The following is a 15,131-nucleotide window of genomic DNA, read 5'->3' on the forward strand; positions in this document are numbered from 1 at the left end:
GCGGCCGTCGTTCGTTGCCGTACTCATTCCGCCTCCATCACCAGCCGCTGCAGCGGCAGTTCGTTCCCGGCGCGGAGCGGTAGCCCCGACACTGGATGCTGTGTGAGACCAGTATGGCCAGCGGGCATCTTTTGTATCCACGGAGTCCCTGAAGTGTGGATCTTCGCGCTTGAAGGGCTGTATTCTTTGGACGAATCGGCAGTGTGACCTGCATTACGCGAAGGAGCGTGGACACGTGGTGGACGGAGTGCTCGACGACGTCGATCGGAAGATCCTCGCCGAACTCACGCGGGACGGCCGGCAATCGGTGACGTCGGTGGCGGAGCGCGTGCACATCTCGCGGGCGCACGCCTACTCCCGCATCGCGAAGCTCACCGAGGACGGCGTGCTGACGCGCTTCACGGCCATCATCGACCCTGCGAAGGCAGGCCTCCGGTCCTCCGCCTACGTCACCCTCAAGGTACGGCAGCACTCGTGGCGGGAGCTCCGCGACAGGCTGCGCAGCGTCCCGGAGATCCACCACATCGCGCTCGTCGGCGGGGACTTCGACGTCATCCTCCTAGTGCGGGCGGAGGACAACGTGGGGCTACGGCGGGTGATCTTCGACCAGCTGCAGTCGATGCCCGGCGTCCTCGATACGCAGACCTTCCTCGTCTTCGAGGATCTCGACACGCGCTGAGCACCTGCAGTTTGGACTGGGGTCCTTGGTATTGGCGCTGATCGTGCACATTTCCGGCAGGCCGAACATTGTTGAATCACAGCCCAGGAATCCCGCGCAGACGATAGACACACATGACATTCCATGAAGTCTCACGTTCAGGTCATCACACAGTGAAGGGGCCCCCAAATGGGAGCCCCTTCAGTTTGGCGGCTTCTAGCTCAGGTTTTGAATCGCGTAGTCGGCTTCCTCGGGCGTGAACTTCTCACCGAACTCCGACGTCAGCTGCTCGCGGATGCCTTCGGGAGACATGGACATAGTCTCCTGGTAGTCCTTGGCCTTCTCGAGGGCGTTTGCGTTGTAGTCCGCTTTGAGGTTATCAACCGCGTATTGCGCTGCCTCAGGCGAGAACTTCTCACCAAATTCCGATGTGAGTTGCTCGTAGATGCCAGCTTTGCTCATGTACATAGTCTCGGAGTAGGACTCCGCCTTATTCAGTGCAGACTTGTACTCGGTAGGGATTTCGGGTGCCGCAGCTTCTGCGGGGGGAGCCGTCTCTGCAGGGGAAGCCGTCTCTGCAGGGGAAGCCGCAGCAGATGCCACTACCGATGTATCGGCGCTAGGAGCGACGGCGGTTGAAGTGTCGTCCTGACCACCGTTGATAAGCCCCGAGATGATCATGATTCCCACAATGATCAGAGGTAGCAGGAAGCGCTTCTTCTTGTACCAGGGCCGCGTGGCCTTGCGGTAGGCCTTGTCCGCTGCTGCTTCGGCTTTGCCGTTACGCGGAGCGCTCGGCACGGTTGAATTCTCTGTCATTGCTGATCCTGTCTAACTACTTTGGCTGATGTCTCTGGGTGGCGTCTCTGCCGCTGCATCACTGAGATATAGCCCTGCGTCAGACCAAATGACAGGTCAGTCCCCCGGACGAACTATAGCAACAAGCTCAGCAAGGGCTACCAACACTAGTGTGGCGAGCCCTAGGCCTCAGCTTCCCTGAAAGGCGATCCTCCCTCGTGCGGTGCATCTGTGTGCGCAGAAATGTAGATACAACGTGCGAGAACGACGGCGAGAATTCGGTGCGCCCTATAGCTCGACAGACCCAACCTGTACACGGTTCATGCAGTCATGGCACGACGACGTGCTTGGCGCTGGCGACAATGCCGGCGGATGGGACGGAAGGCCAGGCGCCAAACCGCGGCGCCCACTTGCGCCGGAACGTCTCGCAACCTTCCAAGAGTCGTCCGAGAACCCAGGCACGCCCTGGATGTCGGTCTTGCTGCTGACGAGCTGACAGGGGCGACCTCCGTGACCAACCCATGGCCTCTCGTCCCGTGAACGGCCGGCTTCTTCCGAAGTCCAACGCCAGCCGAGGTCGTCGAGGCTTCCCGCCGAACGATGCCATGTACATCCTGGGTCGGGTTCTCTACAGTCGGTCGTCACTCGCAGCGTTCGATCATCGTGACCATCAAGAAGGAGACCCCATGTCCCTCGTCCGCGTCCACAACTTCTCGGTCTCCCTCGACGGCTTCGCCACCGGCGAGGGCCAGAGCCTCGACGCCCCGTTCGGCCATGCCGGCTCACGGCTCATGGAGTGGGCGATCGGGACGCGTACCTTCCGCGCGATGGGTCTTCACGGGGAAGGTACGGGTTCCTTTGGCGTCGACGACGCGTTCGCCGCCGCCTGGGGTCCCGGGATCGGCGTGGAGATCATGGGGCGCAACAAGTTTGGCCCGCAGCGCGGCCCGTGGGAGGACGAGGAGTGGAAGGGCTGGTGGGGTGAGAACCCCGTCTTCCACACCCCCGTCGTCGTGCTGACGCACCACCCCCGGCCGGTCCTCGAGATGGAGGGCGGGACGACGTTCCACTTCGTCGACGCGGACCCCGCCACGGCGCTGGAGCGGGCCCGCGCCCTGGCCGGCGGCCTCGACGTGCGGATTGGCGGCGGCGCCATCACGGTGCGCCAGTTCCTCGAAGCCGACCTGATCGACCACCTGCACGTGGTCCTCGTCCCGATCGTGCTGGCCCGGGGCGAACGGTTGTGGGCCGGACTCGAAGGGCTCGAGGAGCGCTTCGAGATCGAGGCGACCCCCTCACCGACGGGCATCGTGCACCTGGTCTTCACGCGCCGTTCCGCCGGGTAGGTCCGTGTACCCCGCGCCGGGCGTCAGGCGCCGAAGCGCGGCGGCCGCTTCTCCCGGAACGCCTCGAGGCCCTCGCGGTAGTCGTCGGAGGCCCCGAGCACACCCTGGACGTCGTTCTCGCCGCTGACGGCCTGCCACAGGCCCAGCCGCTCGTCGCGGATCCGCGCGACGAGGCGCTTCGAGGCGACGAGCGCCTGCAGCGGACCGCCGGCCGCCCGCGCGGCCTTCGACCGCGTGAACTCGAGCAGCTCCCCGGCGGGCACGGCGCGGCTGAAGAGTCCGCCGGCCACCGCCTCCGCTCCGGTCATGAGGTCGCCCGTGTACATCAGGTCCAGGGCCCGGTGCGGGCCGAGCCGCTCCGTGAACAGCCAGTGCCCCCCGGAGTCCAGCGCCAGTCCGAGGGCGGCGAACGGGGATCCGATCTTCGCGTTCTCCGCGACGTAGACGACGTCCGTCGCGAGCAGCAGGCCCAGTCCGACGCCGAGGCAGGCGCCCTGCGCCGCCGCGAAGGTCGGTGCGGGGAAGTCCGCCATCTTCTTCAGCAGCGGTGTGAGCGTGGCGTCCAGGAACGCGAAGGCGTCGTCGGCCCCGGGTTCGATCGAGCCGAGGTCCCGGCCCGCGCAGAACGCGCGCCCCTCCCCCCGCAGGACGAGCGCGCGCACGGAACCGTCCCGCACCCCGGCGGCGGCGGCGTCGTAGGCGTCCGAGAGCTCGGTGAGCGCCGGCTCGTCCACGGCGTTGAGACGGTACGGCGCGTCCAGCACCACCTCGGCGATCCCGCCATCGATGCTGAGCCGGATCATGCCGGCGTGAGGTTCACTGCCTGACGGGGTGGTCGTGGAGGGGGCGGTCATGGCTGCCTCTCAGGCGTCGTAGTCGACGGCGACGGCGTCGCTCGTGGGGTGGGCCTGGCACGTGAGGACGTACCCGGCGGCCAGTTCGTCGGGTTCGAGCGCGTAGTTCTCCTCCATGCTCACGGTGCCCGTGACGAGCTTCGCCCGGCACGTCCCGCACACCCCGCCGGCGCACGCGAAGGGCACGTCGGGGCGCACCCTGAGGGCCGCGTTGAGGATCGACTCGCGGGCGTGGGTGGGGCTCTGCACGGAGCCCTGCAGGCCGTCGAGGTTGAAGGAGATGGTGTAGTTCTCGCCGGCGTCCGCCGGCGCCACCGGGTGTCCGTGGCTGCCCTCCGGCCGGGTGGGCTCGCCGGTCGTGAAGAGTTCGAAGCGCACCTTCTCCGCGGGCACGCCGCGTGCTGAGAGGAAGTCCCGGCACAGCTGCACGAGTTCGAACGGCCCGCAGAGGAACCACTCGTCCACGTGATCGGCGTCGATGACCGTGCCGAGCAACTGCTCCAGCTTGTCGGCGTCGATCCTGCCCGAGAGCAGGGGCGAGATGCGCTGCTCGCGGGACAGGACGTGGTGCAGTGCGAAGCGGGCGGGGTAGCGGTCCTTCAGGTCCGCGAGTTCCTCGAGGAACATGACGTCCATCGCGGCCCGGTTCGCGTAGACGAGGTCGAAGCGCACGTTCGGGCCGCCGGCGAGCATGGATCGGGCGATCGCGATCACCGGGGTGATGCCGGAACCGGCCGCGACGGCGACGAACGAGACCGCCTCCTGGCCGGGCGTCGTGCGCGGGGTGAACTGCCCGAGCGGGCTCATGACCTCGAGGGTGTCCCCCGCCTGCAGGGACTCGTTCACCCAGGTGGAGAAGACGCCGCCGAGGTCGCGTTTCACGGCGACGCGCAGCTCACCCGGGCGGGGGTCGGCGCAGATCGAGTAGCTGCGGCGGACCTCCCGCGGCTCGCCGTCGACGTCGAGCGTGGTGCGCAGCGCGACGTACTGCCCGGGCAGGTACCCGAACGCGTCGTGCAGGTGCGGAGGGACGTCGAGGGTCACCTCGACGGCGTCCTCCGTGAGCCGGCGGACGCCGCGCACGGTGAGCGTGTGGAAGGCACTCCGCCGCTTGGTGGAGGGGGCGAGGACAACGGCCATCAATGCACCTTGAAGTAGTCGAAGGGTTCCCTGCAGTCGTTGCACACGTACAGCGCCTTGCAGGAGGTGGACCCGAAGCGGGTGAGCTCGCGGGTGTTCAGGGACGAGCACTGGGGGCACTTGACGCTCAGGCCGATGCGCACCGGCCCGACGGCGGCCTTCCCCGTGGGGGGCGCGATGCCGTACTGCGCGAGCTTCGCCTTGCCGTCATCGCTGAGCCAGTCCGTGGTCCAGGCCGGCGCGAGCACCAGCCGCACGGTGACGTCGTCGTACCCCGCCGCACGGAGCGCCGACGTGACGTCGTCACGGATGGCGTCCATCGCCGGGCAGCCCGAGTAGGTGGGGGTGATCGTCACCTCGACCCGGCCCGACGGCGCCACGTGCGCCTCGCGCAGGACCCCGAGGTCCTCGATGGTGAGGACCGGGATCTCCGGGTCGCAGACCGACGCCGCGACGTCCCACACCGCGGCGTCGGGCGCCGCAGAGGGCCGCATCTGCGTCCCGGTCACCATCAGGACCTCACCATGGCGCGCTCACCAGGACGCGCCGGGATGCTCGCGGGCCAGGACCTGCAGCTCGGCGATGATGTAGCCGAGGTGCTCGCTGTGGCGACCGAGGCGTCCACCACCGGTGGCGCCGGGTACTGCGGGGACCTCGAGTTCCGCTTCGGCGAGGACGGCGCCCACAGCGCTGTCGAAGGGGTCGCGGAGGTCGCTCGGGCGCACCCCGGCGTCGCCCACCTCGTCGATGGGCGGGTAGTCGGTGAACAGCTCCTCCACGTAGGGCCAGGTCAGCCGGAGGCCCGCGATCATGCGTCGGCGTGACTCCTCGGTGCCGAGCGCGAGGCGCAGGACCCACTGGGTGGCGTGGTCGCGGTGGTAGTCGACCTCCTTGACGGCCTTCGCGGCGATCGCGGCGAGGGTCGGATCGCTCGAGTGGACGAGGCGGGAGTAGAGCTCCCACTGGTAGAGCGCGACGACGAACTGCCGGGCGATAGTGCGGGCGAAGTCACCGTTGGGCTGCTCCACGAGGTGCACCGAGCGGAACTCGGGCTCGCGGCGGAAGTAGGCGAGGTCGTCCTCGGTCCTGTCCCAGGCGCGGCCCGCGTAGGTCAGGAAGGACCGGGCGTGACCGATCTGGTCCAGCGCGATGTTCGCCAGCGCCACGTCCTCCTCGAGTTCCGGCGCCCGGGAGATCCACCAGCCGAGGCGCTGCGCGAGGATCAGGGCGTCGTCGCCGAGCCCCAGCGCGTACCGGGCGACGGCGTCGCCGGGCGTCGTGTCCTGGAGCGCGATGTCCTCGGGCCGCAGCGCGTTGCCCGGGGTGATGCGGGTGGCACTGGCGTTCGCCTCGCTCACAGGTGCTTCACCCCCTCGCTCTTCGTGTAGTACGTTGCGTGGCGGTAGTCCTTGCCCTGCGGGGACTCGAAGAACGCGCCCTTCGCGTCCGGATCGCTGGTGATGATCGACGACGCCGGGACCACCCAGAGGCTCACACCCTCGTTGCGGCGCGTGTACAGGTCGCGCGCGTTGCGGAGGGCCATCGCGGCGTCGGGCGCGTGCAGCGACCCGGCGTGCACGTGCGAGAGCCCGCGCGAGGACCGCACGAAGACCTCCCAGAGCGGCCAGGCCGCGCGGTCCTCGTGGAGACCCGACGACGGAGCCGTCGCGCCGTCGTCGCCCGTGGTCGATCCGCCGGTCATCTAGGCCACCTTCGCCGTCGTGTGCTTCGCTGCTTGGCGGGCCGCGTAGGCCGACGCGGCCTCGCGGACCCAGGCGCCGTCCTCATGGGCCTCGCGGCGCCGTTCCATGCGCTGCGCGTTGCAGGGGCCGCGGCCTGCGAGGACTTCCTTGAACTCGTTCCAGTCGAGGGGTCCGTACTGCCACCGGCCGGTCTCCTCGTCGAAGCGGACGTCCCTGTCCGGCAGCTCGAGACCGAGGACCTTGATCTGCTCGACCATCATGCCGACGAAGCGGGACCGCAGTTCGTCGTTGGAGAAGCGCTTGATCTTCCACTCCATCGACTTCTGCGAGTTGGGTGAGTCGTCGTCCGGCGGACCGAACATCATGAGCGACGGCGCGTACCAGCGGTCGACGGCGTCCTGGGCCATGGCGCGCTGCTCGGGAGTGCCGTTGGCGAGTTCGAGCAGGATCTCGAAGCCCTGCCGCTGGTGGAAGGACTCCTCCTTGCAGATGCGGACCATCGCTCGTCCGTACGGACCGTAGGAGGCGCGGCAGAGGGGCACCTGGTTGCAGATGGCCGCCCCGTCGACGAGCCACCCGATGGCCCCGATGTCCGCCCAGGTCAGGACGGGATAGTTGAAGATGCTCGAGTAGCGTGCCTTGCCGGCGATCAGGTCCTCGGTCATCTGCTCCCGCGGGGTGCCGAGGGTCTCCGCGGCGGAGTACAGGTAGAGCCCGTGCCCGGCCTCGTCCTGGACCTTCGCCATGAGCACGGCCTTGCGCTTGAGGGACGGCGCACGCGTGATCCAGTTCGCCTCCGGCTGCATGCCGATGATCTCGGAGTGCGCGTGCTGGGAGATCTGGCGGGTCAGGGACTTGCGGTAGTCCGCGGGCATCCAGTCGCGCGGCTCGATCCGGGAGTCCTGGGCGATGAGGTCGTTGAAGATCCTCTCGCCGGCGGCGTCGTGGTCCGCGCGGGTCTCGATCGCTGTAGCCGTCATGGTGCCTGCCTCGCTCGTCCGGACGTCCGGTTTATTTACCGACCGTTCGTTCAGTATAGGGAGGGCGGGCGAGGGCAGTCAACGGTCGAGGAGGCATGCGGGGGGCGGCGCCGGTGCGTGCAGCGTGAGGGGTGTTACGGGGGGGCGACGAGGTGCCGGGAGATGTCACTGATCCACGGATCGTGGACGGGGGGCGCATGGGGGCGGCGGTCAGCCGGCGTGGGCCAGCGGCGCGTCCCGGCTGTCCTGGCTCCCGGCCAGGAGCTCCCGCAGCGCTCGGACGGGTCCGTTGTCCACGGCCCGCGAGGAGAGCTGGGCATTCATCCAGGCAGCGAGACGCTTCTCCCCGACCGATGCGGGGGACGAGAGCGAGGGCAGCCGGCCCTCGTCCTCGAGGAACTCGGAGATGCTGTCGACCTTCAGCCAGGCGGCTCCGGTGCGCTCGCGCTCGACGGGCTCCTCGGAGAGCACCCCCGCGGCGCAGAGCTTCGCACGATGCGCGACCGTCAGGCGCCCGGCGCGGGCGGCTTTGCGCTGTTCGTCGAGCCACATCGCCAGGCGGTGCTCGCCCGGGGTGGATGCCCTGAAATGCGGGTCGCGGCCCTCGGTGGCACGGAAGACGATGAGCGCCCGCAGGCGGAGATCCCAGGAGGTCGTTTGCACGGGAGCGCCCTTTCGACGTGGAGCAGGTGACAGTGATAAGGGTACTACTTACTAGGCAAGCTAACTATCACCCGTCGAGAGTGAGATGACGGGAGTCCGCACACCAGCGGCCGACCGAACGGTCGTGCAAAAATGAGCGCATGACCGTCGACGGAGCCCGCCCTGCCGCCACCGCACGGCGGGGACGCCCCGGGTACGACCAGCGGTCGGTCCTCGCCGTCGCCGTCACGGCCTTCAACCGGTACGGGTACGAGGCCACGTCGATGGGGATGCTCGCCGAGGAGCTCGGCATCAGCAAGTCCGCGATCTACCACCACGTGCCTTCCAAGGGCGACCTCCTCCGGCTGGCCCTCGACCATGCCCTCGGCGGTCTGGAAGCCGTGCTGCAGGAGCCGGGAGCGCACTCCGGTCCCGCGGACGCCCGGCTCGAGTTCGTGCTGCGGGGCACCGTCGCCGTCCTGACCGAGCGGCTCCCGTTCGTCACGCTGCTGCTGCGGCTCCGCGGCAACACGGAGATCGAGCGTGAGGCGCTGGAGCGGCGTCGGGCCTTCGACCGCGAGGTGGCGGGTCTCGTCGACGCGGCGCGGCACGAGGGGTCCATCCGCAAGGACATCGACCCGAGGACAACCACCCGGCTGATCTTCGGGACCATCAACTCGATCGTCGAGTGGTACAAGCCGGGAGGGCCCCTGACGGCGGAGAAACTCTCCGACGACGTCATCCACATGGTGTTCGACGGCCTGCACCGGCGCTGAGCGTCCGGCCGGTCCTGATCCCGCCGCGGATTCCTCTCCAGCCCACCGAGGTGCGGCGTTCGGTGGGCACCATGCGTCATGCCCACCGACTCCCGGGGTCCAGTGGGCACGACGGCGAACGCTCGATCGCCCGGGGCCCGTCCCGGTGGGGCACGACGGCGAACGCTCCGCACTCGTCCACATAGGCCGTCGTCGTGCGCCCGCGCGGCGATGGTGCTGGCAGGGTCCCCTCATGGACCCTCGCGCAGCACTGGAGACCTTCGGCGGAGTAGCCCGCAGCAAGAAGCTCCTCCGGGCCGGCGTCACCCCCTATCGGCTCCGGCTGGCGGTGGATCGCGGGGAGGTGCTGCGCCCGGTCCGCGGCGTGTATTGCCTGCCCGGTGATGCCGGCGATCTCCTGGCGGCGACCTGCGAGCACGCCGACCTCGCCTGCATCAGCGCTGCGCGGCGTCTCGGACTGTGGGTCCTTCAGGAGCCGTCACTGATCCACGCGAGCGTCAACCACGGCCGCCCCCTCGACGCCAGGTTCCGCGTGCACCGGACGGAGGGTCCGCTCACGCCCCTGCGGATCTGCCTCCAGGCCATGCGCTGCGTCCCGGAGCTCGACGCCCTCTGCGTCGTCGAATCCGCCGTCGTGCTCGGCCACGTGCCGCTCGGCCGGCTACGGGGTGCGGTGGGAGGACGGAGGGATGCCCCGCTCCGGCGGATCGTCGATCTCGTCGATCCGCAGTCGCAGTCCCTCATCGAGACCGTGGCTCGCTATCATCTCCGGTCCGCAGGGTTCAGCACGCAGTCGCAGGTGTACGTGCCGGGGGTCGGCCGGCTCGATCTGTACGTCGACGGCGTCCTCGGTATCGAGGCGGACGGGCGGGAGTACCACAGCGACCGCCGGGAGTTCGAGGAGGACCGGCGCCGCTGGAATCTGCTCACCACCCGGGGCATCCCGGTCCTCCGCGTGACCCATGCCCTGCTGACCCGGCAGCCGGATCACTTCCTGACGCTCGTGCGCGCCGCGGTGGCCACACGGCAGCCCAGTGGCTGACCGGTTTCGGTGGGCATGAATGCTGCTGCCCACGGGGACCGGCGGGTCGGTGGGCAGCAGCAGTGGCGAAGGGGCCAGGAGAGGGGCGGGCTACTTCCGGACGAGGGTCAGGACGTCGTACGTCGCCACGATCTCGTCGTCCTGGTTGTGCAGGACGGCGTCCCATGCGACCTCACCGTACTCGTCCGTCTCCCGCGGCGTGATGCGCTTCGCCGTCAGGGTCACGCGGATGGAGTCCCCTGCAGCGACGGGCGTGATGAACCGGAGGTTCTCCAGGCCGTAGTTCGCGAGCACGGGCCCGGGCGCGGGGTCCACGAACAGGCCCGCTGCCCAGGACAGCAGCAGGTACCCGTGCGCCACGATCCCCGGGAAGAACGGGTTCGCCGCCGCCGCCTCCTCGTCGGTGTGCGCGTAGAAGGTGTCGCCCGTGGTCTCGGCGAAGGACGCGATGTCCTCCAGCGCCACCCGCCGCAGCTCCGAGCGGACGGCGTCCCCGATGCGCAGCGTCGCCAGGTCCTTCCGGAACGGGTGCACGTCGTCGAACCGGCGGTCGGCGCCCGTGTGCCACTCCCCCGTGATGCTCGTGAGCATGTTGGGCGAGCCCTGCACGGCGGTGCGCTGCATGTGGTGCAGCACGGAACGCATCCCTCCGAGCTCCTCGCCGCCGCCCGCGCGCCCCGGACCGCCGTGCACGAGGTGCGGGACCGGCGACCCGTGGCCCGTGGAACTGCGCGCGTCCTCGCGGTTGAGGACGAGGACGCGGCCGTGGTGTGCGGCGATCCCGAGGACGAGTTCCTGCGCCACCGCCGGGTCATTGGTGCACACGGTGGCGACGAGGGAACCCGAGCCCAGGGCGGCGAGGTGGACGGCGTGCGCGAGGTCCTCGTAGCCGATGACGGAAGCGACCGGGCCGAATGCCTCCACGGAGTGCAGGGCGCCGGCCTCGACGTCCTTCCAGGTGAGCAGCACCGGCGCCATGAACGCGCCGTCGGGCGCCTTGCCCGTCGTGCTGTCGGCGAGCACGACGTCGGGCGCGTCCAGGGAGCCGTAGGCCAGGGAGGCCCCGCCGTCGAGGAGTTCGCGGACGGCGTCCTGCACGCCCTCGAGCTGGGCGAGCGATGCGAGGGCACCCATGGTGACGCCGTCGGCCCGCGGGTCGCCCAGCGTCACACGCGCACGGATCCGTTCGCCCGCGGCGCGCACGACGTCGTCGACCAGCGCCTCCGGGACGATGGACCGGCGGATGCTCGTGCACTTCTGCCCGGCCTTGACCGTCATCTCCGTGACCAGGGACTTGATGAAGGCCTCGAACTCGGGGGTACCCGGCACAGCGTCAGGTCCGAGGATGGCGGCGTTCAGGGAATCGGTCTCGCACGTGAAGCGGACGCCGCCGCGCTCGACGGACGGGTGGGACTTCAGGTGGTTGGCGGTGGATGCCGAGCCGGTGAAGGACACGAGGTCGCGGTAGTCGAGGTGGTCGAGGATGTCGCGGGCCGGACCGGAGATGAGCTGCAGGGACCCCTCGGGGAGGATCGCGGAGCCGATGATGAGCTTCACGACGGCGGCCGTCAGGAAGCCGGTCGGCGTTGCCGGCTTCACGATCGTGGGCACCCCGGCGAGGAACGCGGGAGCGAGCTTCTCGAGCATGCCCCACACCGGGAAGTTGAACGCGTTGATCTGCACTGCGACGCCGGGGATGCGCGTGTGAATGTGCGTGCCGAGGAAGGAGCCGTCCTTGGACAACACCTCGGGCGGGCCGTCCACGATGACGTGGGAGTTCGGCAGCTCGCGGCGCCCCTTGGACCCGAAGGTGAACAGCACGCCGATGCCGCCGTCGATGTCCACCATCGAGTCGATCCTCGTGGCGCCGGTCTTCGCCGACAGTTCGTACAGCGGCTCGCGCTGCGCGTTGAGGTACTGCGCGAGCTCCTTGAGCTTCAGCGCGCGTTCGTGGAACGTGAACCGGCCGAGCGCCGCCTGGCCCGTGGTCCGCGCGAAGCGGACGGCGGCGGCGGTGTCGATGCCGGCGGTGCTGACGAGGGCGAGGTCCTCGCCGGTGCTGGCGTCCCGCACCACCGTCCCGTCGCCCGCCGCGGCCGTCCGCTCGGGCGCCCACCAGGCGTCCTCGAGGAAGCTGGGGACGACGTCGATCTGTACTCGTTCCGGGGCGGTTGTCATGGTCCGCTCGCCTTTCACTGGTGCTGCCGGGATGGGCGCTGGGGGTTCTGGTCGGCGGCGGGCGACGGCGGGGCGTCGTCCCAGTCGAAGAAGCCTCGGCCGCTCTTGCGCCCGAGCTCGCCGCGCGCCACCTTCTCCCGGAGGATCGCGGGCGGACTGAAGCGGGCCCCGAGGGTTGCCTCGAGGTATTCGGCGATGCCGAGGCGGATGTCGAGGCCCACGAGGTCGGTGGTGCGCAGCGGGCCGACGGGGTGCCGGTAGCCGAGCACCATGGCGGCGTCGATGTCCTCCGCCGTGGCGACGCCCTCCTCGAGCATGCGCATCGCCTCCAGGGCGATGGCCACGCCGAGCCGCGAGCTCGCGAACCCGGGGGTGTCGCGGACGACGACGGACGTCTTGCCGAGCGCGGCCACCCAGGACCGGGCCGCCTCCTCGAGCTCGGCGGACGTCTGCGTGCCGAGGACCACCTCGACCAGGGCCGACGCCGGCACGGGGTTGAAGAAGTGGAGTCCGCAGAACCGGGAGGGGCGCCGCAGGGCGCCGGCGAGCGCGTCGACGGACAGGGACGAGGTGTTCGTCGCCAGCCAGGCGTCGTCGTCGAGCACGTCCTCGACGGCCCGCAGCGCCTGCCGCTTCAGGGCCGGATCCTCAGGCACGGCCTCCACCACCAGGCCGCATCCCGCGAATGAGGCGTAGTCCGTGGACACGGAGATCCGGGCCTCGAGGTCCGCGAGCGGCGCCGTCGTCGTCCCGCGCTCGACGCTGCCGGCGAGGGCCCGGGTCACGCGTCCGAGGCCGGCCTCGGCGGCGGCGCCGTCCCGTTCGACGACGAGGACGCCCGACCCGGCGAGGCAGAACGCGTGGGCGATGCCGGCCCCCATGCGGCCGCCGCCGAGGACACCGATGCGCGCGGGGACACCGGCGGGAGTGCTCGCGGTGCTGCCGGCGGGGTTGCTGGTCATGCGTCCTTCTTCCGGTCGAGGAACCGCTGCATGCGGTCGAACTTCGCGTCGGACTCGAAGAGGACGGACTGCGCCAGCTGGTCGATCACCGGGTGCGCGTCCCGGGGCGCGTGGAAGACGCTCTTGGTGATGCGGACGGCGAGCGGGTCCTGCCGTCCGATGCGGTCGGCGAGCGCGTGGGCCGCCGGCAGGAGGTCCTCGGGCGCGTGGATCGCCGTGACGAGGCGTGCGTCCAGGGCCTCCTCCGCGGAGAGGATGCGCCCGGTGAGGAGGATCTCCAGGGCGAGGGGTTCCCCCACGAGCTCCTTGAGCCGCCAGGTGGCGCCGGCGGCGGGCAGGATGCCGAGGCCGGTCTCCGGGTTGCCTATTCTGAGGCGGGGCGTCCCCAGGCGGAAGTCGGCGGCGAAGGCGAGTTCCGCGCCGCCGCCGAGCGCGAACCCGTCGAGGGCCGCGATGACGGGCATGGGCAGCGCGGCGATGCGCGCGAAGAGCGTCGAGTTGATTCCGGCGAGGGCGTCGTCGCGCCGGCGTTCGCGCAGCTCGGCGATGTCGGCGCCCGAGGCGAAGACGCCGTCGGACCCGGTGAGGATGAGCGTGCGCGGCGTCCCTTCGAGGTCCTGGCATACCGCGTGCAGCTCGTCGACCATCTGCCGGTCGATGGCGTTGCGGACCTGGGGCCGGTGCAGTTCGACGACGAGCCGGTCCGGTGCGTCGGTGAGCTTCAGCGCGGACGGCATCAGACGGCCTCGATGAGCATGGCGGTGCCCTGGCCGACACCGACGCACATGGTGGCGAGGCCGAGGGGCCGGCCCGGGCCGGAGAGTTCCCGTTCGAGCCGGCCCAGCAGGGTGACGGCGATCCGGGCGCCGGAGGATCCGAGGGGGTGGCCGAGGGCGATCGCCCCGCCGTCGCGGTTCACCATCCCCTCGTCGAGCCCGAGCCGGCGGATGCACGCGAGGGACTGCGTCGCGAAGGCCTCGTTGAGTTCGACGGCGCCGAGGTCCGCGACGGTGAGCCCGGTGCGGTCGAGGACCTTCTGCGTTGCCGGGACCGGACCGATGCCCATGATCTCCGGCGGGACGCCCGCGGACGCACCGTCGAGGATGCGGGCGCGCGGCGTCAGCCCGTACCGTCCGATGGCCGCCTCGGAGGCGACGATGACGGCGGACGCGCCGTCGTTCAGGGAGCTCGAGTTGCCGGCGGTGACGACGCCGTCGGGACGGACCACGGGACGGAGCTTCGCGAGCGCCTCGAGGGTGGTGTCGGCGCGCGGCCCCTCGTCGGTGTCCACGGAGAAGGACGTCCTGCCGCGGTTCACCTGCACGGGGACGATCTCGTCCGCGAAGCGCCCGGCCTCGATGGCCGCGAGGGCCCGCTGGTGGGAGCGGAGCGCGAACGCGTCGGCGTCGTCACGCGTGATGCCGTCCACCGCCGCAAGTTCCTCCGCTGTCTCCGGCATCGAGTACGTGGCCTTGTCTCGGGCGGAGAGCAGCGGGTTGGTGAAGCGCCACCCGATGGAGGTGTCGAACACCGCTCCCGGCCTGGCGAACGCCTTGTCCGGCTTCTCCATGACCCAGGGCGCACGGCTCATGGACTCGACACCACCCGCGACGACGATGTCCGCAGCTCCCGCCCTGACCATGTGGGACGCCATGATGATGGCCGAGAGGCCGGAGGCGCAGAGCCGGTTGACGGTGATGCCCGGGACGCTGTCCGGGAAGCCCGCGAGGAGGGACGCGAGCCGCGCCACGTTGCGGTTCTCCTCACCCGCACCGTTGGCGTTACCGAGGATCACCTCGTCGACGGTGGCCGGGTCCACGCCCGCGCGCTGCACGACGGCGGAGAGCACGAGGGCTGCGAGGTCGTCCGGTCGGACGCTCGAGAGTGCCCCGCCGTAGCGGCCCACGGGGGTGCGGACGCCACCCACCAGGAAAGCCTCGGCCATGTTCGTCTCCCTCGTCGTCGTGGGCCCGCTCCGGTCGAACGAATTACTGAACGTTCGTTCTGTAAAAGCCTGCTCCAGAATTGCACGACCGCCCAGCACGGTCAACC

The 15,131-nt window shown here is 70.0% G+C and carries 16 protein-coding genes; 4 read left to right on the forward strand and 12 right to left on the reverse strand.

What is annotated here, in order from left to right; genetic code table 11:
• Positions 1-235: 235 nt before the first annotated feature.
• Positions 236-679 (forward strand): Lrp/AsnC family transcriptional regulator, encoded by a 444-nt coding sequence (locus ACX80P_RS09385; protein ID WP_043441957.1) that lies wholly within the window; start codon positions 236-238, stop codon positions 677-679.
• A 195-nt stretch (positions 680-874) separates the two neighbouring features.
• On the opposite strand, the gene ACX80P_RS09390 is transcribed toward ACX80P_RS09385, so the two are convergent.
• Positions 875-1,477: an Ltp family lipoprotein gene (locus ACX80P_RS09390; RefSeq protein ID WP_459277810.1), complete on the reverse strand. Its 603-nt coding sequence runs from the start codon at positions 1,475-1,477 to the stop codon at positions 875-877.
• A 665-nt stretch (positions 1,478-2,142) separates the two neighbouring features.
• Between ACX80P_RS09390 and ACX80P_RS09395 the strand changes: the two genes are divergently transcribed.
• Positions 2,143-2,802: a dihydrofolate reductase family protein gene (locus tag ACX80P_RS09395; protein ID WP_459277811.1), complete on the forward strand. Its 660-nt coding sequence runs from the start codon at positions 2,143-2,145 to the stop codon at positions 2,800-2,802.
• A 23-nt stretch (positions 2,803-2,825) separates the two neighbouring features.
• Here the strand turns inward: ACX80P_RS09395 and ACX80P_RS09400 are convergent, their stop codons facing one another.
• The 7 genes from ACX80P_RS09400 to ACX80P_RS09430 all read right to left on the reverse strand — a co-directional run bounded on the left by ACX80P_RS09400 (position 2,826) and on the right by ACX80P_RS09430 (position 8,142).
• On the reverse strand, positions 2,826-3,605 hold the full coding sequence (locus ACX80P_RS09400) for an enoyl-CoA hydratase/isomerase family protein (RefSeq protein WP_459278192.1): 780 nt from the start codon (positions 3,603-3,605) through the stop codon (positions 2,826-2,828).
• Between the two features lie 60 nt (positions 3,606-3,665).
• Complete coding sequence (gene paaE, locus ACX80P_RS09405; protein ID WP_459277812.1) at positions 3,666-4,796, reverse strand: 1,2-phenylacetyl-CoA epoxidase subunit PaaE; 1,131 nt, start codon at positions 4,794-4,796, stop codon at positions 3,666-3,668.
• Positions 4,796-5,308 carry a 1,2-phenylacetyl-CoA epoxidase subunit PaaD gene (gene paaD, locus ACX80P_RS09410; protein WP_459277813.1) on the reverse strand — a complete coding sequence of 171 codons (513 nt, stop codon included), beginning with the start codon at positions 5,306-5,308 and terminating at the stop codon, positions 4,796-4,798. Before paaD ends, paaE begins: the two co-directional genes overlap by 1 nt.
• Positions 5,309-5,329: 21 nt before the next feature.
• Positions 5,330-6,154, reverse strand: coding sequence for a 1,2-phenylacetyl-CoA epoxidase subunit PaaC (gene paaC / locus ACX80P_RS09415; RefSeq protein WP_459277814.1), 825 nt, complete (start codon positions 6,152-6,154; stop codon positions 5,330-5,332).
• Positions 6,151-6,498: a 1,2-phenylacetyl-CoA epoxidase subunit PaaB gene (paaB, locus tag ACX80P_RS09420; protein ID WP_459277815.1), complete on the reverse strand. Its 348-nt coding sequence runs from the start codon at positions 6,496-6,498 to the stop codon at positions 6,151-6,153. The genes paaC and paaB overlap by 4 nt, the downstream gene beginning before the upstream one ends.
• Positions 6,499-7,479: a 1,2-phenylacetyl-CoA epoxidase subunit PaaA gene (gene paaA / locus ACX80P_RS09425; RefSeq protein ID WP_459277816.1), complete on the reverse strand. Its 981-nt coding sequence runs from the start codon at positions 7,477-7,479 to the stop codon at positions 6,499-6,501. It lies immediately after the preceding gene.
• A 210-nt stretch (positions 7,480-7,689) separates the two neighbouring features.
• Positions 7,690-8,142 carry a helicase associated domain-containing protein gene (locus tag ACX80P_RS09430; protein ID WP_459277817.1) on the reverse strand — a complete coding sequence of 151 codons (453 nt, stop codon included), beginning with the start codon at positions 8,140-8,142 and terminating at the stop codon, positions 7,690-7,692.
• A 140-nt stretch (positions 8,143-8,282) separates the two neighbouring features.
• Between ACX80P_RS09430 and ACX80P_RS09435 the strand changes: the two genes are divergently transcribed.
• Entirely contained in the window at positions 8,283-8,897 is a 615-nt protein-coding gene (locus tag ACX80P_RS09435) for a TetR/AcrR family transcriptional regulator (protein WP_459277818.1), read from the forward strand.
• 232 nt (positions 8,898-9,129) lie between these two features.
• On the forward strand, positions 9,130-9,939 hold the full coding sequence (locus tag ACX80P_RS09440; RefSeq protein WP_459277819.1) for a type IV toxin-antitoxin system AbiEi family antitoxin domain-containing protein: 810 nt from the start codon (positions 9,130-9,132) through the stop codon (positions 9,937-9,939).
• Positions 9,940-10,029: 90 nt separating this feature from the next.
• Here ACX80P_RS09440 and paaZ read toward each other — a convergent pair whose 3' ends face one another.
• Genes paaZ through ACX80P_RS09460 form a run of 4 tightly spaced genes read right to left on the reverse strand, consistent with a single transcriptional unit; the run spans position 10,030 to position 15,024 of the window.
• Positions 10,030-12,117, reverse strand: coding sequence for a phenylacetic acid degradation bifunctional protein PaaZ (gene paaZ / locus ACX80P_RS09445; RefSeq protein ID WP_459277820.1), 2,088 nt, complete (start codon positions 12,115-12,117; stop codon positions 10,030-10,032).
• Positions 12,118-12,131: 14 nt separating this feature from the next.
• The gene (locus ACX80P_RS09450) at positions 12,132-13,079 is read right to left on the reverse strand and encodes a 3-hydroxyacyl-CoA dehydrogenase family protein (RefSeq protein ID WP_459277821.1); all 948 of its coding nucleotides are present in this window, start codon (positions 13,077-13,079) and stop codon (positions 12,132-12,134) included.
• The gene (locus ACX80P_RS09455) at positions 13,076-13,816 is read right to left on the reverse strand and encodes an enoyl-CoA hydratase/isomerase family protein (RefSeq protein ID WP_459277822.1); all 741 of its coding nucleotides are present in this window, start codon (positions 13,814-13,816) and stop codon (positions 13,076-13,078) included. Before ACX80P_RS09455 ends, ACX80P_RS09450 begins: the two co-directional genes overlap by 4 nt.
• Complete coding sequence (locus tag ACX80P_RS09460) at positions 13,816-15,024, reverse strand: acetyl-CoA C-acyltransferase (protein ID WP_459277823.1); 1,209 nt, start codon at positions 15,022-15,024, stop codon at positions 13,816-13,818. The genes ACX80P_RS09455 and ACX80P_RS09460 overlap by 1 nt, the downstream gene beginning before the upstream one ends.
• Positions 15,025-15,131: the final 107 nt, after the last annotated feature.

The organism is Arthrobacter arabinosi (assembly GCF_054511115.1).